Raw genomic sequence first — 25,068 nt, 5'->3', positions numbered from 1 at the left:
AATGCTCAACCCTTTCAGCGCCCAGCAAAACACTTCCTTGCGAACCACTCGGGTGACCACCCTCAGCGTTAGATTCAGACCCGAAATATTTCATCAGCAAGCTACAACAAGTCGACGAGCTCGGCCGACATAAATTCGCGCATCCCGATGGCCCCCGAAACCAAACCGAAGTACCGAGATGTAAGTTCGGGCGAATTGGCAATGGCATGCAGCATGCGCAACCGGGACTTCGTCGGTTGAAGCTTCGCCAGGGCGAGAGTACTCATGTACGGCTCCTCTAGAACAGCTCCTGTCGACAGTGCAAAGTGCACCATCGCCTCATCTACTGCGACCGAGTTCCCGACATCCACCCCGGAAATAGAATCGGTGAGCAGGTCGGCTTGAATCAGCGCATTGGTGATGCCGCGGGCGCTGATCGAGTCAAGGTGGTGAGCCGCATCCCCCGTCAATGCCCAGCCCGGACCGTGCGATTTACGGAAATAGTTGCGTTGGTCCCCCGTACCCCACCACCGATCCACTCGGTCGAGTGCCATAATTTGTTCGTATAAATCCGGCGCTGTCGATTCGATCGCGGACAAGTACGCCCTCTGCGGGTCCCGCCGAACGACCGAGAATTCGCTCTGCGGCAGGTAAGCTGCCACAATTGTCAGGTCGTCATGTGTTGGAATACGGGCTATCCAGCGGCCGACTCGCTCATGGAATCCGAATCCTGTTCGCAAGCCTTGCCAGAAGGTGTAGTACACGCAGCTTGCTATGGGTGCCGATCGGAGGATCGGTGCCTGAACAAGTTCCGCGACCTTTGATCGCATACCGTCGGCCCCAATAACCAATCGAGCAGACACCGATGTGGTCGAATTTCCACTCCGGAGGCGAACTCCGGCGACGCGTTCGTCGTGCCAAATCAATTCTAGGACCGACGTCCGATCCGAGAACTCCGCGCCCGCTGACACGGCAGCTCGAATGAGTAGATCGTCGAGTATGTACCGCCGTGGTGCGTAAGCGGCATTAACACCGTCCTTCGCCGGGGTAGCAGCGATCAGACTCAGTCCATCCACATCGTGACTAATAGTGCCCAAAGGCGGACAACCGGAGGCCACAACATCATCGAGCATCCCCCACTGTGCGAGTCTCACGACCCCAGGGTGCTGGATATACAACGTGGACATGGTGTCCGCCGGAAAGGAGGCCCTATCGACCAGCAGAACACTTCGCCCCTGTCTGGCTAACAGCAGTGCCACCGAAGCGCCGGCACATCGCGCCCCAACAACAACAACGTCGTAATCCATTACCAACCTTCTGGCTTTCTCTGGCGATGACACCGACTTGGTCACGTTCGCCGGTCGGCTCTTTTGCCGGATTTTGGTCCGGAAGCAATCCCCCGGAATCCCAACTTCATTCCGAAGGTTGAACGATTGACCTGCTCGACGAGTCGGAATGGCGGCGGACAAGGTGCGTGAGAGCAGTAGCACAATTTATAAACTCCGCTTGCATCCGTAAACCGATGAACAGACCAGGCCGAAATGGCTGAGCCGGTGCGAAATTGAAGGTTTACAAATGGCGGGCACGGAATGCTCTTTTGGCGCAAAAGGCTCCCGGGCCGTGGGTTCCGTCGGTGCGTCCGACATGTCCCCATCAGAAGTTGTTGTAGTCACCATGGCTGTACTCCCGCATGAACGAAGCTAGTTCTTTGCCTCGCCCGGCGTGGTTCGCGCTGAAGTGGTCCGCCACCCGTCGCCTGGTCTCGAGGTTCTGCTCCTGGCTGAGCTTGAACATGCCATCCGCCGATTCCACCTCAAAACTGAATGCACCCACAGCCGGACCGATCCTTCGGTAGTGGTCCAGCGAACTGTCCATCTCCCACCCGCTGCCGAATTTCTGCTCGTACGTACTGACTGTCAATTGAACGACCTTGAGCGTCTCCTCGAAATCGGCAACAGGTTGCAGCTTTCCTCGGAGATGTACCGAGACGTAGTTCCAGGTCGGTGCTACAGAATCGCGTTGGTAGACACTTGGGGTGACATACCCATGAGGCCCGGTGAAAATAAGTTGGGCATCCGCACCGTCGACGAGCGAGTCCCAGTGGGGATTGGCCCGGTTCATGTGCCCAAACAGTGTCGATCCTTCTAAGTCCTCGCTCTCTGAAGGGGCGCAGGGAGCACAGATGACTGGCAAATGGGTGGCGTACGGGGCCTTGGGGCCGTTTGAGATCAGAGCCGCAAAAGGGTACTGCGCAACCACGCGGCGCAGCCATGTCCGATCACTTGCCTTGTAGATCCGGGGGACGTACATGGTCATCTCCTGAGAATGGATTGGGCGATTTCACCGGATCTGACTGCAGTGTTGGACAGGAGACCAGCAGAAAGTCCATGGCTGTGTTCGGTACTGGCACCGTGCACATAGATACCGGCGCGCACCGCATCCGACGTCGTCACTCGGTAGTCGCGTCCCACGCTGAGCCGTCCCTGCTCGTCGTGCTTACATTCGCGCATCAGGCCCTGGAGTAGCGGTGCCGGGTCACTTGGCCGGTAGCCGGTGGCGTAGACGATCACGTCTGCTTCGATGGTATGGGTCAGACCGGTGGCCGAGGATGTGACCTCGACCCGTACGCCGTCTGTGTCCTCGTCGACGGATGTGACGCGCGAGGTGTTGATCATCCGTAACCGCTGTTTGCCCAGGACCTTCTCCTGGTAGCTCTTGAGATACAGCGACTGTGAAATATCGAGATCGACCACTGAGTAATTGGTGTTGGCGTGGTATTCGAGGAGCCTCTGCTTCTCGTCGGTCGGAGCGGAGAAGAACCGGTCAACTCCCTCCGGATCGAAAATTCCATTCGCATACGGGCTGTCATCGGCGACGCTGTAGCCGTAGCGGGACAGGACGGTGTGCACATTGGCGCGAGGGAAAGTCCGATGAAGGTAGTCAGCAACTTCGGCGGCACTTTGGCCAGAGCCCACGACGACAAAATTTTGAGGGACGTATGTAACTGCGGCTGCTCTGCCCAGCAGTTGGGAGCTGTGCCAGATCCGCTCAGATCTGTTGACACCATCGGGAAGTCGAGGCGTCAAACCCATTCCGATCACGATGTTCCGCGCCCGCTGAACAACGTCATCTGGGCCGACTACATCGACGTACTCCACCACGCCATTCTCGACTACTGGTCGGATGTCTTTGATCTCGGACCCGTACGAGACGTTTGACTGAAATTGGCTAGCTGCCCACTCCAGGTAGTCATGAAACTCCACCCGCAGTGGGTAGAGAGTTTTGCTGTTGATGAACTCAGCAATTCTCTCTTTCTCTCGGAGGTAGGACACAAACGTATACCGACTCATCGGATTGCGCATGGTGGCAAGGTCTTTGAGAAAAGAGACCTGCATGGTCGCATCCTCCATGAGCATCCCACGGTGCCAGCCGAAACGAGGCTGGAGCTCGTAGAACTTCATGCTGAACTTTGCCGGCACCGGTCCGGGCTGGATGGACTCTTGAAGAGCTATCGCGAGAGCGAGGTTGGAGGGTCCAAAACCGACCCCAACAACGTCCGCGACGGACGAGCCTGACTGTGCTCCCATCGAGCTACGACCTAATTTCGTTGTGGTAGGCATCGGCTGGGATGCCCTCAACCGAATTGGTCGTTCCCGGCCGCATAGTTGGTCCGACATTAGTTGTCTGGCTGCGGTTTTCGGCCTGAGCAATGGCGAGTGACTTGGGGCGCAAATCGGTCCAGTGGGTGTCGACGTACTCCAGACAAGCAGTCCGCTTGGCCTCGCCGAACACTCTTGACCAACCGGCCGGGACGTCGATAAAGACCGGCCAGAGAGAGTGCTGCCCCTCCTCGTTGGTGAGAACGAAATAGCTGCCGTCTTCATCGTCGAACGGATTGCTCATGGTCCTCGCTTACTCGGAGAGTTGCAGTACGCCTGCTGTGCATTTCGGTACCAGTCGAGTCTGCCTAGCAGCGAATACGTTGGTCCCCTTTGTGGCACGAAGGGAGTAGGTAATACCTCAGAAAACTACAACTTTGGATGTAGTTTTAGCGAAGACAAGTCCGGGCAGAAACCTTCGTGCACTGCGACAGCTAGGCTCCGGCTGTGTCAGATGGGTGGTCGTATCGGTGTGAGTCGGTCAAGCACGGCACACAGGTAGGTCGTCCTGGGGGCGCGTCGAGTCCCGCAAGAAATGCATGGTTGTGCTTCGTGGAGGCCAGACCGCAGGTCCAAGGTGTCTATCTGCTTCGATTCGCGGTTGGAATTGCCGGCGTATCAGCGACTGCAGGGCCTGTCGGTGTCGGACAATTAGCGGCCGGCGCGTTGACCTGGTGGGCCGTCGTGATATCGACGTACTTGTTCAATGGTGTGACTGACGTCCTTGAGGATGTGGCAAACGCGTCGCAGCGACCGATTGCGCGGGGGGAACTGGCAGTCCGTACAGCCCGGTGGGTCAGCGTGGCTACGGCGATCACAGCCCTGCTGATGGCTGCAGTTGCGGGGCGCGAGATGTGGTGCTGGACCTTCGCCTTCCTGACGCTTGGGTGGGTGTACTCGGCACCGCCACTGGCTGCCAAGCGTTGGAGTTTGTCTTCTTCTGTAGTGATATTCGGCCTCGGCTGGGCAAGTTATGCTGCCGGAGCGGCCGCCGGCGGCGGAGGATTTGGGCGTACGGAACAAGTCTTCTGCGCATCGATGGCAACATGGATGGCGTTGGTGGGAGCGGTCGTGAAGGACCTATCCGATGCCCACGGGGACGCCATTGGTGGGAGGCGCACTCTGGCAGCGCAACGTGGACTCAGCTCTGCACGGCGGCTGGCCATATTCGGAACGACTGTCGTTGGAGTATGCGCACCGATCGCCTCACTGCTATGGGCACCGCTCGCACTGTTCGGAACATTGCCGTTGACTGCTGGAGCTCTCTGGGTGATGGCGCTATGCGCGCGGGCGAACGACTATGACCTGAAGGCACGGCGCTGCGGGTACCGCGCTTTCATGGCCACCCAGTACGCAGCAAACCTCGCGATGCTCGGCACCCTCCTGGTGCGCGCGGTATGAAATTGCGGGCCGCTAGATGCGGCTGCCGAATAGCCTGTGCAACGCGTCCATACGGGACGACGCCCCAAGTTTCAGATAGGCGTTGGACAGATGCCGCTTGACTGTGAGCTCTGAAATATTCAGAGTGCGAGCGATCTGCCGGTTGGTCATCGCGAACGCCACAGCCTCCAACACTTCAAGCTCCCGGTTGGTCAAAGATGCGTCTGACGCGGCCTCAAGCACTCGAAGTTGCCTGTCCCTCAAATGGCCTCGGGTCTCCTCGTAGCTGAGCATGCCCGTGTGAAGGCGGCCACCGGCAGCAAGGCGAAAAGCGGCGTTGATGCGTCTCCAGACCCCAGGTCGGTGTGTCAAGGGTGCCTCTTTGGCGGCCAGCTCTATTGCAGGCTCAAGGGATGACCACAGAATCTCCACAGCTCGCACGGACTCCGAAGCCGGTATTGCCTGTAGGGCTCGATGCGAGCCGAGCAACCGGGTGTACTCGTCTGGAATCGCCGACCGAGTAGTCGAAGACGTGGGAAGGCCTAATGCATCTACGCACTCGTTGAGGATTGCCAGTGCTTGGCGGCGGCACTGTGACCACACCCCCGGATTGATCCCGAGGGGACTATTCTCGCGTAGCAAAGTGGTTCTGTACGCCGTCACTACCTCTGGAATCGCGGCCCGTAGCGACGCCGCAGCCATTGCGTAAGGCATATGTTCCCCGAACTCCTGTTCCCTAGCCCAGGATACAAGACCATATGGTCCGTTGCCGTGCAATAGCGAGCCATGGATGCGTTGAGGGTTCGACCTACTGTTTCGTGTAGATGAATGTCAGGCTTCGTGAAGGTCTTGACGTCACCGGGTGGGTAGGCGGAGCAGAGCGGTCACTGCTTCCGGAGCAGAATCTATCGTGTTGGCCAATCGTTGCTGTACTGCTCAGAGACCGTCTCGTGGTCACGATAGAGCTGTTTACGTTTGCGCTTCGAGAGGCGGTCGCCGAAAACGATACCGTTGATGTGATCGGTTTCGTGTTGGAAACAACGCCCGAGCGTGCCGCCTGCGTTGAGTTCGATCTGGTTACCGTACTGGTCCTGTCCTCGACAGATAGAGAACTCTGGCCGTGCGAGGTCGGTGTATGCGCCGGGGAGGGACAAGCATCCTTCACCGAAATCGATGAGGTGTCGATCGTTTCCTTCGGCGAGTTCGACTACCGGATTGCAGACGACACCAGTTCGCCGTGTCCCGGTCTCGTCACTGCAATCGTAGATGAACACCGCAAGGTCGATGCCTACCTGCTGAGCGGCGAGGCCGGCACCGTCCGCAGCAGTATTGGTCGCGAACATATCGGCAAGCAGACTTTGCAGATCAGGACCGAAGTCGGTCACCGGTCGAGCCGATGTGTGCAGGACAGGGTCGCCCCATCGGACGATTGGTCGAGCATTGCCGAGGCGCAGAAGTTCAGAGACAGGCATGACTCGTATGCTCCACCCTGGCTACGTTAGAAGCAACCGATGAGGTTTGTTTTGGGCGCGTATCACGTTTTGTGGCCGTCATCATGGTGCGGAGTGGCTCGACGAGAGCATCCGATCGCGCAGGGCCCATGACAAGTGACCGTCTCTATTCCGATTCTTCGCCGGTGTCGATGGCTCCGTCGATGGGTCCGGTCTGGGGGTCTTCGGCTTGGACGGCGCGAAAGTCGGCGCGCGGCATGATGTCTGGATGAAATTGCCATGGTGCGCGGCGTTCTCGTCGGTGTGGTGGCGGTGAGGCCTTTTCGGTGGGCATGTCTGTTTGTTCCTTTCGCTGATGGTCAGTCCGTGTCGATGTCTTCGAGTTGCACGACGAGCCTTTCCCTGACCCTCTGACCTGGTCGCTCGTAGGGGACGAAGTGCGAGTTGACGACTCGGTAGCGGGTGCCCCGTGGGAGGAGGTGGCTCGTGTCGTCGCCCTTGTCCGATGCTCCGAGGTACAGCCCTCGTGTTGTTTGGATCTCGAATACGGCGTCCGTCGGATGGCTGTGTGCGTCGAGTTCGTGGATCGAGTGGCGGGCGCCGGTGAAGCGGTCGAAAGCTATGACCGAGCCGGGTGAGAGGGTCTCGGGTAGCTCGGATGGATGGATGACGGCGTGGGGCAAGCTCACAACGGTGTAGACCAGGTGTCCACGTCCGGACTCACGCTCGTATCGCTGGATTGCGCGGTCGACTCTCTGGATGTGGCGGCGCTGGTCGTCGTCGAGCCGAACTGCATCACCGTTGACATCGGACAATGCGTCGTTGGTGCGTTTCCAATTTTCTGGATCTCCGATCAGTGTGCTCATCGCACGGTGCTGGGCTCGGGGAACGCTCTGCTCGACAGTCCTTTTGGTGGCTGATCGCGCATTGCGCTGGCGGGCGCTGAGGCTTCGACGGAGTTCGATCGCGGCCGGCAGCGAACGTCTTTTTCGTTCGTTCGTGATCGGCGCGGCGGTGTTGCGGGGGAAGGCGCGTTCGAGGTCGCGGCGCGCGCGTGTCAGACCGGGCAGTCCTTCGATGTCGGTATCGAGGCCGCGGGCATGCTCGCGATTCGCGGCTCGGTCGGCGAAGGATGCGTGCGGGAGCACCACCCCTTGCTTCTTCTCCAGCTCTCCGCTGGATCCTCGATCGGGGTCGAACGCGCCCCCGTCTGGGGTGACGCGGTTACGACTACGGCGCGCGGAGGACATCGGACCTCACCCGGAGGGGGTCTTGCGGTCCCGGATACAGAGTCGGTACTGCGGCCCCGCGGGGGGCGGCGGTACCGACTCGACCTGCAGCGCCGCCGAAGTATTCGACAGCGCTGCAGCAAGTGCACGCTCGGCGGACGCCTCCACCGAGCAGTGCGACAGCTTGGGTCATCGTCCCGGCCGGCCGGGCAGGTCGGTTCCGGTTCCTATCGTCCATGCGACATCGACGACGTCGGACAGGGTCCGGCTCAGGTGGCCACAACTCGTGCATACGCCGGGCAGCTTCTGTGAAATCAGATCGAAGAAGTGCTCGTCGCACGCGAGGTGGGCCATGAGCTGTCCGCCGGCGCAGCAATCTTTCATGGCCACCGCCCACCATGCGCCCCGCGGTCCCGCTCCCCCGTCCCGGGGTTCCAGCGCGCAGACGTCGCAGGCCAGCTCGATATGGGTGATCGCGTCGGTTCGGTCGGTGCTCATCGCACAGCCCCCTCTGGTTGTCGACGGGATGTCATGTCAGCTCGCCATGGCGTCGTGCTCGCCGTGCTCGTTGTGGTGATCACTCCGGTGTTCCTCCGACGCCGGTGCGGCATGGTTCTGCTGCCCACTGTCGTGCCCGTGGGGTTCGCCGCCGGTGGCGGCGGTTTCTGCCGGCGGGGTCTGCGTGGGTTCTTTCTTGCTGGTGGCCGGTTTTGCGACTCCCTTCAGTGATGGCCGGACGTAGCCGCCCTTCTTCAGTTGGGCGGTGGTGAAGCCTGCAGCTTTGGCGGCGTCGTAGGCCACGATGAATTCGGCGGTCGAGTCGACATGTTCGGCCTGCGCTTTGGCGACTGCTTCGGCCTTCTGCCGGCTGTTCTCGGCTGCTTCGACAAGGTTGCGCATTGCGGTGAACTGCGGGCCGAGGATCTCGCGGGTGGTTGCATCGGCCTGGTCGGCGGTCTTGGGCATGAGATTCCTTCTTTCATGTTGTGTGCGAGGGACTTTCATTTCCTCTTGGGGAGGAGATTTGTGTGGCCGATCGTGTGGTCAGTTCGCCGGTTCGGTCTCGCCCGCAGTTGTCACCGCGGTGTTGCCGAGACCGCAGAGTTGCGTGGCCGCGACAGCATCACCGCGGGTGATGGGCAAGGCGTATGTCTGCGCCACACGAAGATATTTCGCCGCAAATGCACATGCGAGGTCGTCGTTGCTCGGATGCCACTGAGAAAGCCCACGTTGGGCTCGATGTTCAACTGCCTGCGCGCTGGCGACGATGATGTTGGTCTGTACGTCGCTGACAAAGCGTTGCTGCTGTTCGGGTGCCCATGCAGCAGCACCCAACGCCCACGCCGCGTCCAGCGGGTAGACGTAATCGCTTGCTGCAGCATCTTTCTCAGATGCTGCATCGAATTCGACGGTGACACCGGTGTATGGATCATTCAACACGCCCTGTGCCACAACGCAATTGTCCGTTCCGGCAGCGAATGTGACGGCCTCGAGCTCCGCTGCCAATGCGATGTTCCTGGTGTCGCATCCGTGATCGCTGCCTGGCGGCCGCACGAGAAGTTCCGCCAAGCGCTGACCGTCGGGCCACCTGGCCGTGCTGTCGATATCGTCGACGACGGGCAGGGCGTCGAGAAGGCTCGCAACGGTGATGACGTCGTGGAAGACCTGGGGTGGTGGTGGCGCAGTGTCGGCCTCGTGGTGATCCGTCGTGATCACCACGGCAGCCGCGGCCGCCACAGCGACCATCACGGCTGCGGCAATGGCTGTCCATGCGGTCTGATGTGTCTTCGCCATGATGGCAATCACCTCTTCGGGAGCTGTCGAGTTCGGGGAGGGAAGAAAAAGCAGGACGCAACTGCGCGCAGGCGGATCAGGATGCGACGAGAGTGAGCGCGGTGCCGAGTGCGAGGTACGGGCCCAGCGCGATATGCGACCGTGCAGGCTCGGATCTGATCGCTCGAAGGACCCGCACGACTATCACTCCGACGAAAGCCGTCAGGATCGAGAACACCAGCGCCGCACCGAGGGATGTCCAGCCGACGTAGCCTAGGACCATCGCGAGTGAGACCACCAGTCGCGCATCGCCGATACCGATTCCGCCGCGCAGAAGCACTGCAAGCGCGAAGAACAATATGCCGGCGGCCAGGCCGGCCAGAAGGGCGCGACCGACCGCGCCCCAGGTGCCGTGAACGACACCGGTGAGCAAGATCATTGCTGCAGTTCCGCTGGCGGCCAGATACGCAAGAGCAGTCGGAATCCGTTGCACGCGTTGGTCGATCCACGCAATCCAGGGCACTACCAGAGCCAAGAACAGCATTGCCGCCGGCGGCGCACTCGTCGGAGTACTGACGAAAGCGGAGATGACGCCCCACACGACACCGGAGACGATGACGGGAATTTTCGTCCCCAGCGCCGCCTCGTCGACGGAGATCTCGACCCGTGCACACACCGCGATGACGGTGGTCCGCAGCGCGGCCGACAGAGCTACCCCGACGATCACTGCTATCGCGACAATCGAGACGCGGCCGACAGTCGCAGCAGTTGATGCCTGAGTGCTGGCCCAGGATGCCGACGACGCCGCGATCAAGGCCCATAGGACGCCTGCCGCCAGAGCGACCACGACACTTCTGACGTAGTCGCTACGCAACATCGGCTTCTCGTTCACCATCGGAGCGAGCGGCGTGCACGGCCATCCGGGCACGGTAGCGGACCTTCTTTTTCACCGCTGAGTCGAGATCGATTCCGAGTACGTCGGCCAGGTGCTCGGTTGACCACCGCCGACGGAGCGAAATTCCTACGATCTCGGCTTGCTCTGCAAGAGTGAGCGGCAGTCTCCATTCGCCGCACAGGCGACGGTAGACGGCCGCCTCGTCCACGCCGCGGATGCCTCGGGGCGAATGTGGACGTGCTCGGGGGTCGTCGATTTCGTCATCGTCCCAAGCAAGAGGCGTCGCCCATCCCTGCTCACGGGCTGCATTCCGGACCTGCTCGTCGGGGCCGGGTGTCATGGAGATCTGGTCGTAGACGTCGTTGATGACGGACCAGAGTTCACTGGGGACAACTTGATCCGATGGCAACGTCGAAAGCTTGGGCACCGACAGCCCGGTCAGTTCGGACAGCGCTTGCACCGAGTAGCCCATCGCGACGAGGGCCCGGATCCGTCGCTGAGCTCCGACACCTAAGGTCATCGCCCGTCCCCGGGTGGGGTGGAAGGTGACGTCGAGAATAGCTTTCGAGATGCTTGCGGTGGTCTCGAAGCATTTGTGGTTGGCGACTGTCTCCACATCACTGAGGCTGAGCTTCGTGAGATCGAGGATCATTTGGTCGGGCATACCGCCGAGCCGCAACGACAGCAGGTGGCGGCGGGCGGGTCCGGAGGGTACCGACGAGGCACTCCCGCGGCGGGATGTTCTGTTAGATCCCGCCGCGGGAGTGGAGCGACGTCGCGCACGCGCAGCGTCACTGCCGTCGCTCGTCGGGCCGAAGGAACCACCCCTCGGCGTCGTCGAGCGACTCCATGAACCGGTATTCCGGTCAGGATTCATTGTATTGCTATCGGGCACTGCATCACACAGTGCGGGGGAAAGATTGTTTTGCGTACGCGAAACCACGTCGACGTCAGTCATGGTGCATCCCTTTTCAGTTGATGCGGTTGGTCAGACCGCACATCAGATGTTGGGGACACTACCTCGCGGGAGTGCATCGCGTCCAGACCGTCGGGTCGTTTTTCTTCGGTGATGAGAGTTCCTCGGTCGTACAGTCCGCCTGCCGCGACGCCGGTATAGCTATCTGCCTCGGCTCTTGTGCGGCATGCGACGAAGGCCGCGAGCGGGCAGGTCTCGCACGATTCGAGGAGATGCGCTGCAGCGACGGTTGCTTTCCGGCGCCGTTCGAGACGTGGGATCCGTGACTGCAGCAGCTCTGCGACCGCCGTTTCGCGGGCGGCCCAGTTGCTGTCTCGGACACACTGACCGAGCGGCATCGTGAACGATTCTCTGCTCGCGATCGCGCGTAGTTCTGCGCGGCGACCACTGGTGGCTTTCGTTCTCATCCCCGGTCTCCTCGGTGCAGTCGAGCCTGTCGGGCTGAGTAGGCCGAGCGGCCGGCGCTGATCGCGACGGCACCGAGGGCGACGACGACGGCGAGAGCGATGATCAGTCGTCGACCGTCGAGCCCGGCACCGTCCGATGCTGGGATCTGCACCATCGGGGATGCCTCGCTGGCGATCAGAATGGAGTGCTCGACCAGCCAGGCGATTGCCGTCGACCACCACAGGCCTGCGGATCCGAGAGCCATGGTGGCTGCGAGTGGGGCGATCCAGATCAGCGCCATCTGATCGTCGTCGGAGAGGGCTTTGCTGTTGTTGCCGTGTTGGGACATGTGGTTGTTCCTCTTCTGATCGTGTGTGTCGCAGAGTGATTCAGGTGGCGAGGGCAAGGGGGCGACGAACTTGAACAGTCGCGTCGAGAGGAATGTCGAGCACCCCCTCGTCGTCGCCGTCGCCACGCCAGGTCAGCCCGACCATGTCGTCACCCGACTCGTCTCCGTAGATGTCGGGTTCGTTGTCGACGACGACCCAGATCCCGGCGTCCTCGTCGAGGAGAACTAGGTCGCCGGCAACGAGGTCGACCGGAGCAGTGTCTTCGGATTCGCCGTAGCCCTCCCAGTCGTCGACGTCGGTACCGGCGTCGGGGACCACCTGCAGGTGCGGGCGGTCCTTGTGCATCGGAGAGCCCGGGACGCCGGACACGGCTTTTTCTTTCGGCGTCTGCGCGTCGGGCTTGGGCTGGCGAACGGTGGGGGTGTCGAGATTGAGCATTGCCATCGGCGACGATGCGCGACGAGCTGAATCACTGTCCGCGCGCGTCTTTCGCCTGGCGACGGGATCGAGATTGGGATGGTCCGACGCGCGCGCCCAGGGCGCGCCGGAGACGTGATGGAAACGGATCTCTTCGTCGCCGTCCACGGTGCCGCCGGGATCCGGGTCGAGGATCACCAACCGCTCGTGCCGCACTTCGAGAGGACGCAGGCGGTCCAGCACCGCTGCGTCGTCGGCCCCGGGCTCAGTCTTGCGGGGGTCGGGAGTGAAGTAGGTCTGAATTTCGACCGCTTGGTTGTGGTCGTTGACACTGGTCGCCCGCCCACGACATCCGCGCGGGATACCGACTCCAGTGGTTGCCGATTCCCACATCATCAACGCGCCCTGCGGACTCAGACGGCCCATCGATACGCGCTGGCGAAAGTTGTCTCGCATGTCGCCGCCGAAGTACTCGGCATCGGGTCGCTGCGTTCCCAGCACCATGTGGCACTTCGCTGTGCGGCCTTTTCGTCCGATCGACGCCACTTCCTGGAGGGTCTTCGGCTTGGTGGGATCACCCTTACCTTTGATGCTCGAGTACCAGTTGAGCAGGTTGCCTCGGAAGTCGGCGTACTCGTCGATGAACAGAACGACGGGCTCAAAGTCGGCCTCGGTAGCTTCTCCGTTGACGATCAGCGAGTACCGGGTTTCCATGAGATTCCAGAACCGATAGATGACCGCGACCTGGTGCTCCATGTGGCTGGCGACGATCTGTACATTCGGCCAGTCCTGGAAGCCCAAGAACTCGACCCCTTTTCCGTCGACGACCCATACCGGCCAACCGTGCGCGGTGAGCTGTGTCAGCAGGGTGTGTGCGGTGACGGTCTTTCCGGTTCCGGATGCACCGACGAGCATGAAGTGTGGGTCGATCGCCGGCCGCCACACCATGGGGTTGCCGTCCTCGTCCTCGCCGTACGAAATCGCGACCGAGTCGTAGTCGGAGTGCGCGAGGTCGCCGAGATCGGTCGTGGATTCCGCGTCGCCGAGGCCGGCCGGGTTGTAGAGCTTCTTCGGAAAGGTCGGGCGCACCTCGAAACGCACCCAGTCCGTTTCGAGGTTCCAGCGAGCACGCCACCGACCGGGCAGATTGACGCTCACTACTCGTTGTACTCGGGCCCGATAGCCCTCGGACTCGAGTCGATGTCCGACCTCATGGGTGGCTTCGACAGCTACAAGATCCCCGGTGCTCGGGTCCGTCTCGTGTCTGGTGATCTTTCCGGTCGGCCCTAGCAGCGCGAGAATCGTGCGCGTGGCTTTGACGAGTTCGGGCGAGACATGCGTCTCGGAGACGGACCGTGTGTCCGGGACGAGAACGAGACGGCGTTTGCGTGTGTTGTGCTTCTGGATCCGGTACCGGCCCCAGCTCTGCTGGGAGAGCAATTCGACGACGCGGGGCTCCCACTGTTCGTCGAGAAGGAGCGCGGCCGACTGGTAGCGGACGGTGATTCTGCCCGGACGGCCGGGCCACTGGCCGCTCCACCGAGTCGCCGTCAGGACATCACGGGTCGGCGGTGACGCGGTCAGCCGGCAGAGCTGCTCGATCGCACGATCGGTCTCTTCGGCTCGGATCGTGGCGCGATAGCCGTTGTAGCTGACGGCCGCGCCCGCGCCGACGCCGAGTGCTGCTCCACCCCATGCGATCGCTGTGTCGAGGTTCAGGATCGGGCCCAGTGCTGCCGACACGACTCCACCGGCAACGTAGAGCACACAGTTGCGGATCCACGGATTGTTCTGGGGGTCGAGCGAGGGTGCATCACGTAGCGACCGGTATCCGTCGAGGGGTGCCTGAGTCGGGTTGGGTAGCGCGCACATCATGCATCCCGGGTGATCGTGATCAGGATCCCGTCACCGGAAGTTGGGCGCATCGTTGCGGTCAAGGCCACGCTGCGTCGGCCGACTTCGTTGTTGAGATGGGTCGGGTTGTAGTCGAGGGTGAAACGGCACGCGGCGTGAGGCTGGCAGTGCGCAGCGCGGAGAGCCGCATCGACAAGTCTGATCAATCGTTCGTCTTCGGTGTCGACGAGCAGGTTGCTCGAATTCCACTCGACGACGAGCGACCAGACCTCGTCGGTGGTTGCGAGGGTCACGATCCGGTTGGTGGGATCGTCGAGCCTGAGGGTCTCGATCCGAGCGAAGTTCGGCAGCGCTCCTCGATCGATGACAGGACTCAGGGGGCCGGCCGTAGATCGACTGCTCCTCGAACGTGCCCTCGCTACGTGTAGTCGTGTCGGTGCGCTCATGGGGACTCCCTGTCTCGTCGTGCCTTCTCGAGAACAGGTAGATCCAGGTGCGTCGACTTCTGTGACAGCCGCGGTGAATCTTTTTCCGACAACCTTTCATCTCGCGCTGCAGCGCATGCGTTCATGGCCCCATCAGTGGCGCACCGATCGGTCACCAGTGCTCTATCGGTGAGGGTGCGATTGGGGACGGGCAAGTCGCGTTCCGTGTTGCGACTGACCGTCGCGGGAACAGCTATGTGCGCTCGACACCCCTTGACATGGGGGGTACGCTGCAAACGGCGATGCGAAGCGAGTAAGGCTTGCAGCGACCTTCCCACATCCGGGGCATATAACCACCAATTCGCGGCAGCATCGGCGCCTCATCAACTGCTCATCGGATGCGGTTCGATTCCTCTCTTACGCACCCTCGGGCAACGTCCATCCGCCAACCCCAGCGTCGGCGTGACTGCCACGAGATTCGGTATACGCAAGCCACCCCGACCGGCCTGGGGTGGGGCTCCTCCTCGCGGATCCGCGAGCTAAGGGCCGACGGAAGCCGGTTGTCACGTAGCGCGACAGGGCTATGAACGGCGGCACCGATCACGGGAAATAGTGCGTTCCATGTTGCCTGTACAGGGCGATCGGTTCAGTGGCCGGCGACCCTCTCCGGGTCATGTGCGGCGAGGGTCAGAAATCGAGAGTGTCCACACTCCACCCGGCTGCGGTCGGCACTGCCGATACCCACACGGTCGTGGTGGAGTCGACGGGGACCGTGGCATCCGAGGTGACGGCCGATTGCGTTATCTCCGCGACTCGATAGATGCGCTCGGCGGTATCTGCCGGGCATCCGGAGCAGCCGATCGAGACGGTTGCGGTGATTTCGGCGTCTTCTTTCTTCCACTGTTCCCACTGGGCACCGGGGCCTCGCTCGGTCGTTGCAGGGGTGGAGAGTTTTGCAGCGAGGTTGTCGGTGAACCATCGGCGGGCGCGTAGAAACGCGTCGGTCGAGCTCGTGTCGGTGCTGGGGTACCAGGTGAAGGCGGTCGTCAGTGCTTGACGGATTGCGGTCTCCGCGTCTGTGGCGGCGCTGCTGATCGGAGCGGGTACAGCGGTTGTCTCGGTTGGCTGTGTGTTGATTTCGGGTAGCGACGGCGCGGTTGGCGCGCTCGTTGTCTCCGGTGCCGATTCCGGCTCATCGGTGGCGGGTGAGCTGCAGGACCAGGCGATGGTCACCACGGCTACAACGACGAGGAGGACGGCTATAAGACGTCGGCCGGCAAGGGACATCAGATCCTCCGGGCTTTCATTCCAGCCATGAGTGGAGCTTGTTTGACGACGTCTCCGGTGGTGGGGGCGTGGATCATCTGACCGCCGCCGATGTAGATACCGACGTGCCCAGGGCCGTTCGCCTCGAACGATCCGAAGACGAGATCACCGGGCATCGCTTGATCGATCGGGATCTCCGAACCCACTCCCCATTGGGCCTCGGATGTGCGGGGCAGGGTGATGTGCTTGCCCGCGAAGTAGGCGAAACTGGTCAGTCCTGAGCAGTCGAATCCTCCTCGGGAGGGGCCGTTGATATCTCCGCCGCCCCAGACGTAGGGGGTTCCGAGGTACTGGCGTGCAGCCTCGACGACATTGTCTCCGTCAGCTCCGGTCGGCACGAACCGGCCTGTGGAACCTTCGGATGTGTACTGCGCTTGGCCGGCCAGAATCTTCGCCACATAGGGCTGTGTTTGTGTGGTGTAGTCACCGCCGGATGGCATTCCACCGGCTGCGAGCACCGCGGCGGGGCCCGCGTTGTAGGCGGCAATCGTCAGTGCAGTTGGGTCGCCCTTCACTTTTCTCGCGGCGATGGCTGCGGTGATATCTCCGTTGATGGCGCACATGAAGTGGGCTTGTGAGATCACTGCATCTCCGATGGAGTTCGGGTCGGCTCGCCCGTCTCCGTCGTAATCCTTGCCCCACGTTGCCCAGGTTCCCGGCATGAATTGTGCGGGCCCCAACGCTCCGGTGCTCGATACCGGAGCGGACGGGCCGTAGCGGAAACCGTTCTCGGCGGAGAGTTGGGATGCGATCAGGGGAGCACCCACGCCTGGGCACACGGCTCCTGCTTTGCGGATCCACGGCTCGAACTCCGGCGGCACGGATCCGGTTCGGAGATCTCCGCCGGCCGTGCCGAAGCCACAATCGACAGCGGTACCGGCGCCGGTCGGTGAATCAGCGCCGGACGATTGGGGGCTTCCCGCCTGACCGAGTTTGCTCATCGGGTCGATAGCGGTTCCGCCCTGTAAACGGCCGCCTTCCCAGTACTCGAAGTGCAGATGTGGTCCGGTGGAGCCGCCGGCGTTGCCGATGTCGGCGATGTGGTCGCCGACCTTGACCTGTTGTCCCTCCTTGACGAGGACGCCGTTGGGATACATGTGCCCGTACACGGTGGAGACCGGTTTTCCGTCGACGATCGAGTCGAGGACGATCCACATTCCGAAGCCTTGAGCGGGTCCGGCTTTGACCACAGTGCCGTCGAGGGCTGCGTAGATCGGGGTGCCGATCGGGCCCGCGAAGTCGACGCCTTGGTGCATCGTGCCCCACCGCTGCCCGAAGGGGGACGTCATCGTGGTCGTGCCATCGCGGGTCGGCTTGCCGATGGGACCGGACGGGGTCAACGGCGATGCATCATCACCACCGGTACCGGACGAGACCGTGGGGGCACAACCGCTGGAACCTGACGATGTGACGAGTACGACGACCATCAATGGAATGACGACGAGTACACCGAGAGCGGCGATACCGACCGCCAGGGCGAGTTTCCACCATCGACGTGGCGCTTTCGAGTTCGGCGACACCGCTGTCTCAGGCGGGGCCACCAAGGTCATCGCCGTGCGCCTGACGCAGCTCGATGGAGGATTTCCGTCGGATTCGTGGTGGCACCTGGTTGGACGGTCGGTCGGGCACGACGCGGAGCACTCGACGGCCGCGTGGACCGGTCGGGAAGCAGAAGCGGCGAGCCCTCATCGGTGGAGTACTCACGGAATCGTCCGCCTCCAGGGCCGGTCACCGTGGCGCGGCTGGCCCGAACTTCTCGGTTTCCTGGAGTCGACAGTGCGGGAGCGGTGGCCACCGGCCGCTTGATACCGGGTGCGTTCGTTGTCTTGTCGCCGTGAGAGCGGACCGCCGATCGGTCTCCGACGGGGCTGGAGACCGGAGTGTGGGAGTGACCGGAGCCGACGACCGACTGCGTCGGGGGAAGGTCGATGTTGATCGGTTTGCGAAGGCTGGGGTGGGTTTCGGAAGCATTGGTGGTGTCGGTGGCCGCCTGGGTAGCTTTGGCGTCGCTCCGTCGACCGACGACCTTCTTGACGCCCGCGGTTGCAATCTTCCCGGCCGAGTAGACCACGGCAGCAGTTCCAAGTGTGGCTGCGCTGCTGGCGGCTGCCGTCCCGTCGACGAGAGCTTTACTCGCCTTGGCGGTTCGGGCCGTTGCATGGCTGGCTGTCTTGGCCAGTCCCTTTCCACCTTGATAGGCCTGGCGGGCCACTTGTCCGGCGTAGGCAGCTTGGGCGAGGGGGCTGGTCGGTGTCTTGGTCGATATCGCGGTGGGCGCGGCTCCTGGTCTGCTTCCGAGCTTGCGTGCGAGGGCGTCGGAAGCTTTGCGTAGTCCTTTCACTGCGCGGCGGTAGAGAATGATGCCCGCGATCAGAACGATGTCGGTCAGGATGAATTTCATCATCAGCGGAGAGTCGCCGTCTCCTCTGAACAACTGTCCGATCACGATCATGTATCCGACGAGGAACACCACCGCGAAGATAACGATGACCATCGACATCAGCACCGCGGCGAGGGCTTTCCACAATGCTCCGCGGCCGGATCCGGGCAGAATTCCAACGACGGTCACCACAATTCCCTTGACGGCCGATGCGAGGGCGGTGAGTACCGCGAGGATGAGGGTGAACGCCAGAATTGTGGCGAATCCGAGCAGGATGACACCGGCCAGTAGCATCGCGACCCCGGACCCGACCTGTCCCGGTCCGGGGTGATCGGCGAAGTCCTTCATCTGTTTTGCGCCTTCGCCGCCGCAGCCTTTGATGTTGTCTTTGAGGGTGTCTCGTGTGTTGCCGTCTGCTTTTTCGTGGCCGGCGTCCCAGGCTTGAGTGCAACGTTCTCCGTCGGGCGAGCCGTCGATGACTCGGCCGAAGTTCAGCAGTTGGGTGGGTTGCCTGATGAACGTGTCGGCCATCTGTTCCGAGATCTGGTCGATGAGTTCGTCGGAACTCGACGTCGTGTCTCCCTTGTTGGCCAGGCCTGCCGCAAGCTGCACGCCGGCGTCGCGCGCCTGCATGATCAGGCCGTTTTGTCCTGCGACCCGTTCGACTGGATTGGACAGGATCCCCACTGCCGCAGCGGCGATCGCTGCTGCCATCAGGAGTTCGTACACTCCCGTCGTCCACCGTCCGCGAATGACCCACCACGCTCCGATGCCTGCAGCAGCGGTGAGAAGAAGGCCCGTGAGCTGGAACTGATCGGTGACCGTTTGCATGGCATCGCCGATCGAACGGAACGGCGCAGTCAACAATTCGAGCCACTCGAACCGCAAGGCGTAGGTGACGAACCAAATCGCGAAGCCGGTCACCCCGCGGTACACCTCGTACTCGAGCATGATGAAGGTGGAGAACACGGTGTACATCGGGTGCCCGACCGAGCCTTCGTCGATGGACATGAAGTAGTCCCAGACCAGAATTCCGTGAGAGTCACGGACTTCCATCCAGCTGAATGTGCTGTTGGTGGGCAGGGTTTCACCCGGGTCGGCATGAGCCGGTGACGCCAGGGCGATCGCCAGCAGACCGATCATGTGCCAGACAGCGACACCTGTGACGATCGCGCGGCGGATTCGAGATGCCACTACCCACTTGAAGACAGGGCCGAGGAAGCGAGCGAGAACACTGCACCACGACCGCGGGATCCACGACCACAGCACGAGCTCGAGAACCATCTTGACGCCGCCGCCAATCGAACCTGGCCGGCGCACAACTCGTTTCGACATCACCATGTCGCCAACTCCGCAGCGCGCTCGGTAGTCGATTCTTTCGGAGTCGTACTCGCCGCTTGGTATCTCGCTTCCGATGCCGGAAGTAAGACCTTGATGCGGCCGACGTTGCCGGCGGGATCGCGCATGTAGCCCTCTCCGCGGCGATGCGGTGCGACGTATCCGTCTTTGCCTTCGACGGGCGATGTGTTCTCCATCAGCTCTTTGAGCAGTCCGAGATCGTCTTCCCCGACGCCGAGCCACTTCAACGATTTTTGCGCTAGTCGTCGATCCGTCTGCCGGAACACGAGCCGGGTGGGGATGAGCCCTCGCAGCGTCTCGGAGCCGAAGTCTGCTTCGGGGTCGTGCGATCCGAGCATCACCGCGGCGTCGTGTTTGCGGCCGTCTCGAATGAAGTCGATGATGATCTCGACACCTTCGCTCGAGCGCGTCAGGTGATGGCATTCGTCGAGCAGGAAGACCGCGAGGGTGTTGGGGTCCGCGAAGCAAATGCCGCGGGCGATCTGCGCGATGAGGGTGTACATCATTCGCCCTACCCGCTTCTGGAGCGACATCTGCTTGAACAGATGCTCGTTCTCCACTTCTCGCTCCGAGGGCAATTCCAGTGTGTGAGTGCGGAAGACGATGGCTCCTGCGCGTGGATTGAACGGCTCTAGGTCCGGCCGAAACAGCGCTGCTGCATAGGATTTGGTCGCGTAGACCTTCAACTTTCCGGCAAGCTCGGCAGCTCCGTCGAGGGTGCAGTCCTTCTCGAGGTGCGAAACCAGGCCTGGGGTAGTGAAATTGCCGAAGCGAGCGCGGTATTCCGGCTCGAGCACTTGAGACAGCAGTACCCCCAAACGGTCGTCGGGCTGAAGTTGCAACAGCGGCAACAGAATAGACACCGCAACTTCCCCTCCTCGTGCGGGCGAGAACAGCCGAAGAGGGTCCATCGTGACGTCCGGTGCTGCGGTATCGACGACCACCGCGTCGGTGATCGCTTCGGCCCACAGTGCGTATTCGCCCAGAGGGGTCCGGTCGACCACGATGACTTGGCCGCCGCGGTCGACGACCTGGTTACCGGTTGTTTTCAAGTAGCCGGACTTGCCTGATCCCAAGTTGCCACACACTCCCACCGAACCCGAAACGTCACGTGACGCTTTCTTGGCGATGTCGTGGTGCACGACGCCAGTGCGGGCCGAGGAAATGTTGAGTGCGATCAGCGGGCCGTCTCCGTCGCCGAGATCGTTGCGGGTGACCGGTACGTACGCGGCGAAATGTTCGGATGTGGTGATCTGCGCGAACTCGTTGCAGATCGCCGGCGTCGGCACGCCGGGTGTCATTGCCCAGAACAGCTCCTCCTGGAATCCGATCGGTGACTGCAACCTGTAGGTCGAACCCTCGAACTCCTTCGCCAGCTCGCGCTGATATGCGATGGCCGTCTCTTCGTCCGCGGCGGCGACACAGAAGACGGTGGTGGATTGCACTTCCATCTCCATTGCGTCCGCCTCCAGAAGCGCGTTGTATTCCGCGAGGGCGACGGCAGCGTCGTCGAGGACGCTGCCGGTGCTCAATTCGTCTTCTCGCTGGGTGTATTGATCGTTCATCTGCACCAAGGCGCGGCGGTTCTTCTTCAGAACCTCCGATGCAGCGGAGTTCTTGAACCGAATTGCCCAGTCGACATCGACGCCGCCCAGGTTGTCCGCGAGGGTCAGGTACTCCGAGCCTGGAAACAGCGTGCCGCCCGAAGGAGTGGCGGCGAGCACCAGGAAGCACTGATAGCTGGCCGGCGGTGGCGTTACCTCCCACGGCTGGTCGACTTTGAGCACACGCGACAAGGTCGGCGCCTTGGCCCGCCAGCCCGATTCGGGGCGATCGCTTTGAGCCCCTTCGTCGAGCCGCGCGGCAGTGAAGGATCCTCGAGCAGTGCCTGCCGGATGATCTAGAGCGGTGGGCATGTCGGTATCGAGGCCGAGGCCGCGCTGCAGAGCATGTTGGTGCAGCCACACCATCTGGGAGGGGGTTGCGGGGGTCGCATCGTAGAAGGCAGGGATGGCCGCGGCGATCTGCGCGGCCTGAGCTGCGCGGCGTTCTCTCTCCTCGACGGGAATCGACGAGGGCGGCATCCCCAGCAGATCGGCCACCGAGGACCATGCGGCGGACGTTGCGGCCTTGACGGTGTCACCGAAGCCGTGGTTGGCCAGGGGGATGGACAGCCAGTAGATTCGCTGGCCGGGTCGGATCTCCTCCAGGCGGTCGATCGTGGCGTCGCATTCGTCTGCCCACGCGGGATGGAGATCGAGATCGACACCCCGTTCCATGCGCTCGACGATGGTCATTGGGTCCAGACTGACCGCGACACTGAGCAGGAGAGATTCGCCAGGAAGAGCGCGCAGCAACATCTTGTGCATCGCCCGCGCGGTCTGTCGGTCTTCGATCGGCCGGTACCCGTACGGGATTCCGGTCAGGACGTAGTCCGCCCAGACGACTCCGGAGCGGGTCCAGCGCAAGTTCGAGGTGACGAGCCGGTTCGGTTGTTGCATTACGCCTTCTCTCGGGTCGGGGTGGGGGCCGCTGCAGCCATGGCAAGCAGCTGCTGAACGCTGCTCGCCGGTGCCAGGTTGGCGACGCCGAACGCTTCGGCCAGGGCTGGACTCTGCGAGCGCTGGCGTTCGCCGTCCGATCGCGGCCGGGCTGGCGCTGGTGCGATCTTTCGCTCCGGCCGCGGTTGGGTCAGAGGTCTGAATGCTGGTGCGGCCGGCGCTGCGTTGTCGTCGAGCTCCACCGGTGCCGCGGCGTTCTCTACTCGATCGCTGGATGCTCTGATGACTGCTGGTTCACTGATAGCAGCGTCGTGGCTTGGCGGGGTGTCGAGGATGATCACCGACCCCAGTACCGCGTGAGGGCGTTTGATCCGGATCGGCTCGCCATTGATCCTCGACGGTGACATCGCCCCGGTAGCCGCGCGCCCGACACCCCGGACTACTGAGATCGGATTCCGTGCTCCCTGCGGCAGCCTCCCCAACGCCCACAGGGTGCCGCCGGTGACACCGAGGAAGATGACACCGTTGGTGATGACACTGCCCTGCGCCCACAGCGACTGGGTCAGCCACAGCAGTCCGCCTGCAATACCCGCGCCGACGAACTGGGTCAGGGTGTAGGGGCCACCGGGGATCTTTCGGCCGTCTGGCGCTTTGCCGATCAGCTGCGGAAAATTGCGCGCTTTGGTGAACATCTTGACCACGCTCCGCGAGGAGGCCTGCTGTTCGGTCATGGTCGGTCACACTCCTGCGGGGGTCGTTGAATCGAGGTGTTCGTGAGTTGGCCGAGCAGTGTCAGATGAACGCCGCGATCGGATCGGGCACCACGACGACCTCGCTGCTTTGTGGCGAGGCGGAGCCGGGAAGCTCGTCGCCGACACTGTCTTTGACGGCGGTGATGTTCCACATCACCCAGATCAGTGCCCCGCCGACCACGATCGCCACCAGTGTTTTGGCAATGGCGAAGTGACTTTTGAAAGCAATCGCGGCGATGAACCCGGCGACGCCGACGCCCACGAGAGTGCGGATGAGGCCCTGCACCTCCGCACCTTTGTTGTTGGCCCATTCGATGATTCCTTCGGCGACGACGGTCGACGACGGATCGGCCAGGATCGAGGTAATGGTCATTGTTCGTACCTTTCGGATAGGGGGAGCAGAGCGTCAGTTCGGTTGAACGGGCGCTGCGGGAACGGAGGAGGTAGTGCTGGCACCAGTCGAGGTCGGCACCGCAATGGTTGGGGTTGCTGCGCTGAGTCCGGTCGAGTTCGCGAGCAACGGCATCGGGTCGAGCGCGGATACTTCCCACCGGCCACCCCGGGCGATCGCTGTCAGCGGGTATTGCACGGTCGAGGTCTGCGCTCGGTCCGTGGCTGTGACGGTCGCGGTGGCGAGCACCCGTACCGTCGCACCATCTGCCGGGGATCCGGACGCACCCGCCGAGAAGTCGGTGTCCGAGACGAGGTCGGTGATCTGGACACTGGTGTACGGCGCGGGGGTGACGGCACGGATCGGTGTGCCGGGTGAGGTGTAGCGAGAAATTTCTCCGGCACCGGCAACCATTGCCGAGAGGAACTGGCTGATCGACTGGGTGAGCGAGTGATCGAGGCCGACTCGGAATCGGTAGCCGAGTGTGAGGTCACCGCCGGTTGCCGGGGCCGCCACAGCAGCAGGGACTGCTGCAGCCCGCGCGTCGTCTCCCACGAACACGACAGGGACCGAGAAGTATCGACGTTCCGGCTTCGTCGCCGGGTCTGCCCCGATCGGAACCACCGAGACCGACACAACGATCGCGTAGTTCTGGCCGGCCGCCTGTAGCGGTCCTCCTTGCGATGTCGATCCTGTGGGACCCTGATTTCGCGCCGGCGGGTCGATTGCTTTCACGCTCGCGATTCGAGGTTCGGACGCGGTATAGCTCGCCTGAGCCGGAAGCGACATGCCGTCGGTGCGGACGAAGCGCGCGAGGGCTTTCTCGTCTCCTCGCTTGGATTGCAACCACGTCAACACGAAGTCCTGCGCGAGGTCGGTCGCTGCTGCTTCGCGGGCTGTGTCGATGACCGTCTGAGGGTTTGCCTTGCTCTGGATCGGCGTCGTGGACCCGACGCCGGCCAAGACGAGAACCAGTGCCACCACTCCGGAGCCGATCGCCGCGAACAGACCCCACTTCATCGCCTTGGTCGCGACCGCTTGCTTGCCGGCCCACTGATGAAGCTCGGTGGCCGGCGCAGCTTCTGTCGGCTTGTTCGAGCCCTTCTTACGGAGATGGATCTTCATGAGATCTCCTCGTGCCGAGACGGCTCGACCGTGGCGGGTACGAAGCCCTCGTCGACCAATCGCAGAGCGCCTCGACCCCGGGTCGCCATCATCCGTTCGAGCGCTGCCCGCGCCTGCTCGGCCGGCTCACCGAGCACGACCTCGCGGACGCGGCTGGCGATCTCTGCGCTGAGCGGATTGTCGCCGAGTTGCGCCGCGAGGCCGCGGATCTCTTCGGACACCGAGTGCACGCGAGCGGTGTCCGAGAGCAATGCGGCCGACGGATCGTGGTCGTCCATCCGGGGTCCTCCTGTCGGTAGCCCGCCGTGTACGGGCTTCTGAGAACAGGTAGATCCCTTCGCGGGCGGGTCTGTGACAGAGGCGACCGGAAATTTCTCGAACTTTTTTTCACCGCCCCGCTGCGATTCGTCGGGCTGTTATCACCGTCGCCGTGTAACCGCAGGTCACAGCGGTCTATGT

At 62.4% G+C, this 25,068-nt stretch carries 25 protein-coding genes; 1 reads left to right on the top strand and 24 read right to left on the bottom strand.

The window, feature by feature from the left end; translation table 11 throughout:
- Positions 1–101: 101 nt before the first annotated feature.
- The 4 genes from CH302_RS13380 to CH302_RS13365 form a co-directional block, all read right to left on the bottom strand.
- A complete protein-coding gene (locus CH302_RS13380) occupies positions 102–1,286 on the bottom strand; it encodes an NAD(P)/FAD-dependent oxidoreductase (RefSeq protein WP_015586168.1) in 1,185 nt (394 codons plus the stop codon).
- 346 nt (positions 1,287–1,632) lie between these two features.
- Complete coding sequence (locus CH302_RS13375) at positions 1,633–2,295, bottom strand: FMN-binding negative transcriptional regulator (RefSeq protein WP_202902192.1); 663 nt, start codon at positions 2,293–2,295, stop codon at positions 1,633–1,635.
- A complete protein-coding gene (locus CH302_RS13370) occupies positions 2,292–3,566 on the bottom strand; it encodes a lysine N(6)-hydroxylase/L-ornithine N(5)-oxygenase family protein (RefSeq protein ID WP_015586166.1) in 1,275 nt (424 codons plus the stop codon). The genes CH302_RS13375 and CH302_RS13370 overlap by 4 nt, the downstream gene beginning before the upstream one ends.
- 4 nt (positions 3,567–3,570) lie before the next feature.
- Complete coding sequence (locus tag CH302_RS13365) at positions 3,571–3,882, bottom strand: MbtH family protein (RefSeq protein WP_015586165.1); 312 nt, start codon at positions 3,880–3,882, stop codon at positions 3,571–3,573.
- A 203-nt stretch (positions 3,883–4,085) separates the two neighbouring features.
- Between CH302_RS13365 and CH302_RS13360 the strand changes: the two genes are divergently transcribed.
- Complete coding sequence (locus CH302_RS13360; protein WP_080730065.1) at positions 4,086–5,039, top strand: UbiA family prenyltransferase; 954 nt, start codon at positions 4,086–4,088, stop codon at positions 5,037–5,039.
- Between the two features lie 12 nt (positions 5,040–5,051).
- Here CH302_RS13360 and CH302_RS30615 read toward each other — a convergent pair whose 3' ends face one another.
- From CH302_RS30615 to CH302_RS13260, 20 genes are all read right to left on the bottom strand, one after another.
- Positions 5,052–5,312, bottom strand: coding sequence for a helix-turn-helix domain-containing protein (locus CH302_RS30615; protein WP_080730074.1), 261 nt, complete (start codon positions 5,310–5,312; stop codon positions 5,052–5,054).
- A gap of 611 nt (positions 5,313–5,923) precedes the next feature.
- Positions 5,924–6,490, bottom strand: coding sequence for a peptide deformylase (gene def / locus CH302_RS13350; RefSeq protein WP_015586162.1), 567 nt, complete (start codon positions 6,488–6,490; stop codon positions 5,924–5,926).
- Between the two features lie 145 nt (positions 6,491–6,635).
- The gene (locus tag CH302_RS30045) at positions 6,636–6,803 is read right to left on the bottom strand and encodes a hypothetical protein (RefSeq protein WP_155289036.1); all 168 of its coding nucleotides are present in this window, start codon (positions 6,801–6,803) and stop codon (positions 6,636–6,638) included.
- Between the two features lie 25 nt (positions 6,804–6,828).
- Positions 6,829–7,719, bottom strand: a complete 891-nt coding sequence (locus CH302_RS13345) for a hypothetical protein (protein WP_015586160.1) — start codon at positions 7,717–7,719, stop codon at positions 6,829–6,831.
- 168 nt (positions 7,720–7,887) lie between these two features.
- Entirely contained in the window at positions 7,888–8,196 is a 309-nt protein-coding gene (locus CH302_RS13340; protein WP_015586159.1) for a hypothetical protein, read from the bottom strand.
- 36 nt (positions 8,197–8,232) lie between these two features.
- Positions 8,233–8,664 (bottom strand): hypothetical protein, encoded by a 432-nt coding sequence (locus tag CH302_RS13335; protein WP_015586158.1) that lies wholly within the window; start codon positions 8,662–8,664, stop codon positions 8,233–8,235.
- A gap of 78 nt (positions 8,665–8,742) precedes the next feature.
- Positions 8,743–9,492: a hypothetical protein gene (locus CH302_RS13330; protein ID WP_015586157.1), complete on the bottom strand. Its 750-nt coding sequence runs from the start codon at positions 9,490–9,492 to the stop codon at positions 8,743–8,745.
- 76 nt (positions 9,493–9,568) lie between these two features.
- A complete protein-coding gene (locus CH302_RS13325; protein ID WP_141216645.1) occupies positions 9,569–10,348 on the bottom strand; it encodes a hypothetical protein in 780 nt (259 codons plus the stop codon).
- Positions 10,338–11,018: a hypothetical protein gene (locus CH302_RS13320; RefSeq protein WP_052049379.1), complete on the bottom strand. Its 681-nt coding sequence runs from the start codon at positions 11,016–11,018 to the stop codon at positions 10,338–10,340. Before CH302_RS13320 ends, CH302_RS13325 begins: the two co-directional genes overlap by 11 nt.
- A 727-nt stretch (positions 11,019–11,745) precedes the next feature.
- Positions 11,746–12,078, bottom strand: a complete 333-nt coding sequence (locus tag CH302_RS13310; protein ID WP_015586153.1) for a hypothetical protein — start codon at positions 12,076–12,078, stop codon at positions 11,746–11,748.
- A gap of 40 nt (positions 12,079–12,118) precedes the next feature.
- Positions 12,119–14,368 carry an FtsK/SpoIIIE domain-containing protein gene (locus tag CH302_RS13305; protein ID WP_052049378.1) on the bottom strand — a complete coding sequence of 750 codons (2,250 nt, stop codon included), beginning with the start codon at positions 14,366–14,368 and terminating at the stop codon, positions 12,119–12,121.
- Entirely contained in the window at positions 14,368–14,796 is a 429-nt protein-coding gene (locus CH302_RS13300) for a hypothetical protein (RefSeq protein WP_015586151.1), read from the bottom strand. Before CH302_RS13300 ends, CH302_RS13305 begins: the two co-directional genes overlap by 1 nt.
- 666 nt (positions 14,797–15,462) lie before the next feature.
- On the bottom strand, positions 15,463–16,062 hold the full coding sequence (locus CH302_RS30610) for a hypothetical protein (RefSeq protein ID WP_015586149.1): 600 nt from the start codon (positions 16,060–16,062) through the stop codon (positions 15,463–15,465).
- Complete coding sequence (locus tag CH302_RS13290) at positions 16,062–17,528, bottom strand: peptidoglycan DD-metalloendopeptidase family protein (RefSeq protein WP_072692242.1); 1,467 nt, start codon at positions 17,526–17,528, stop codon at positions 16,062–16,064. Before CH302_RS13290 ends, CH302_RS30610 begins: the two co-directional genes overlap by 1 nt.
- A 119-nt stretch (positions 17,529–17,647) precedes the next feature.
- Positions 17,648–19,765, bottom strand: coding sequence for a hypothetical protein (locus tag CH302_RS13285; RefSeq protein ID WP_141216644.1), 2,118 nt, complete (start codon positions 19,763–19,765; stop codon positions 17,648–17,650).
- Between the two features lie 50 nt (positions 19,766–19,815).
- Entirely contained in the window at positions 19,816–22,341 is a 2,526-nt protein-coding gene (locus CH302_RS13280) for an ATP-binding protein (protein WP_015586146.1), read from the bottom strand.
- Positions 22,341–23,072: a hypothetical protein gene (locus tag CH302_RS13275; protein ID WP_015586145.1), complete on the bottom strand. Its 732-nt coding sequence runs from the start codon at positions 23,070–23,072 to the stop codon at positions 22,341–22,343. The genes CH302_RS13280 and CH302_RS13275 overlap by 1 nt, the downstream gene beginning before the upstream one ends.
- Positions 23,073–23,133: 61 nt before the next feature.
- Complete coding sequence (locus CH302_RS13270; RefSeq protein WP_015586144.1) at positions 23,134–23,466, bottom strand: hypothetical protein; 333 nt, start codon at positions 23,464–23,466, stop codon at positions 23,134–23,136.
- A gap of 33 nt (positions 23,467–23,499) precedes the next feature.
- Positions 23,500–24,609, bottom strand: a complete 1,110-nt coding sequence (locus CH302_RS13265; protein ID WP_015586143.1) for a conjugal transfer protein — start codon at positions 24,607–24,609, stop codon at positions 23,500–23,502.
- Complete coding sequence (locus CH302_RS13260) at positions 24,606–24,887, bottom strand: hypothetical protein (protein WP_015586142.1); 282 nt, start codon at positions 24,885–24,887, stop codon at positions 24,606–24,608. Before CH302_RS13260 ends, CH302_RS13265 begins: the two co-directional genes overlap by 4 nt.
- Between the last annotated feature and the right edge of the window lie 181 nt (positions 24,888–25,068).

The organism is Rhodococcus sp. 15-2388-1-1a (assembly GCF_002259145.1).
Lineage (GTDB): Bacteria > Actinomycetota > Actinomycetes > Mycobacteriales > Mycobacteriaceae > Rhodococcoides.
Note: the sequence above shows the minus strand (reverse complement) of the source record. Positions and strands in the feature narration are given on the sequence as shown.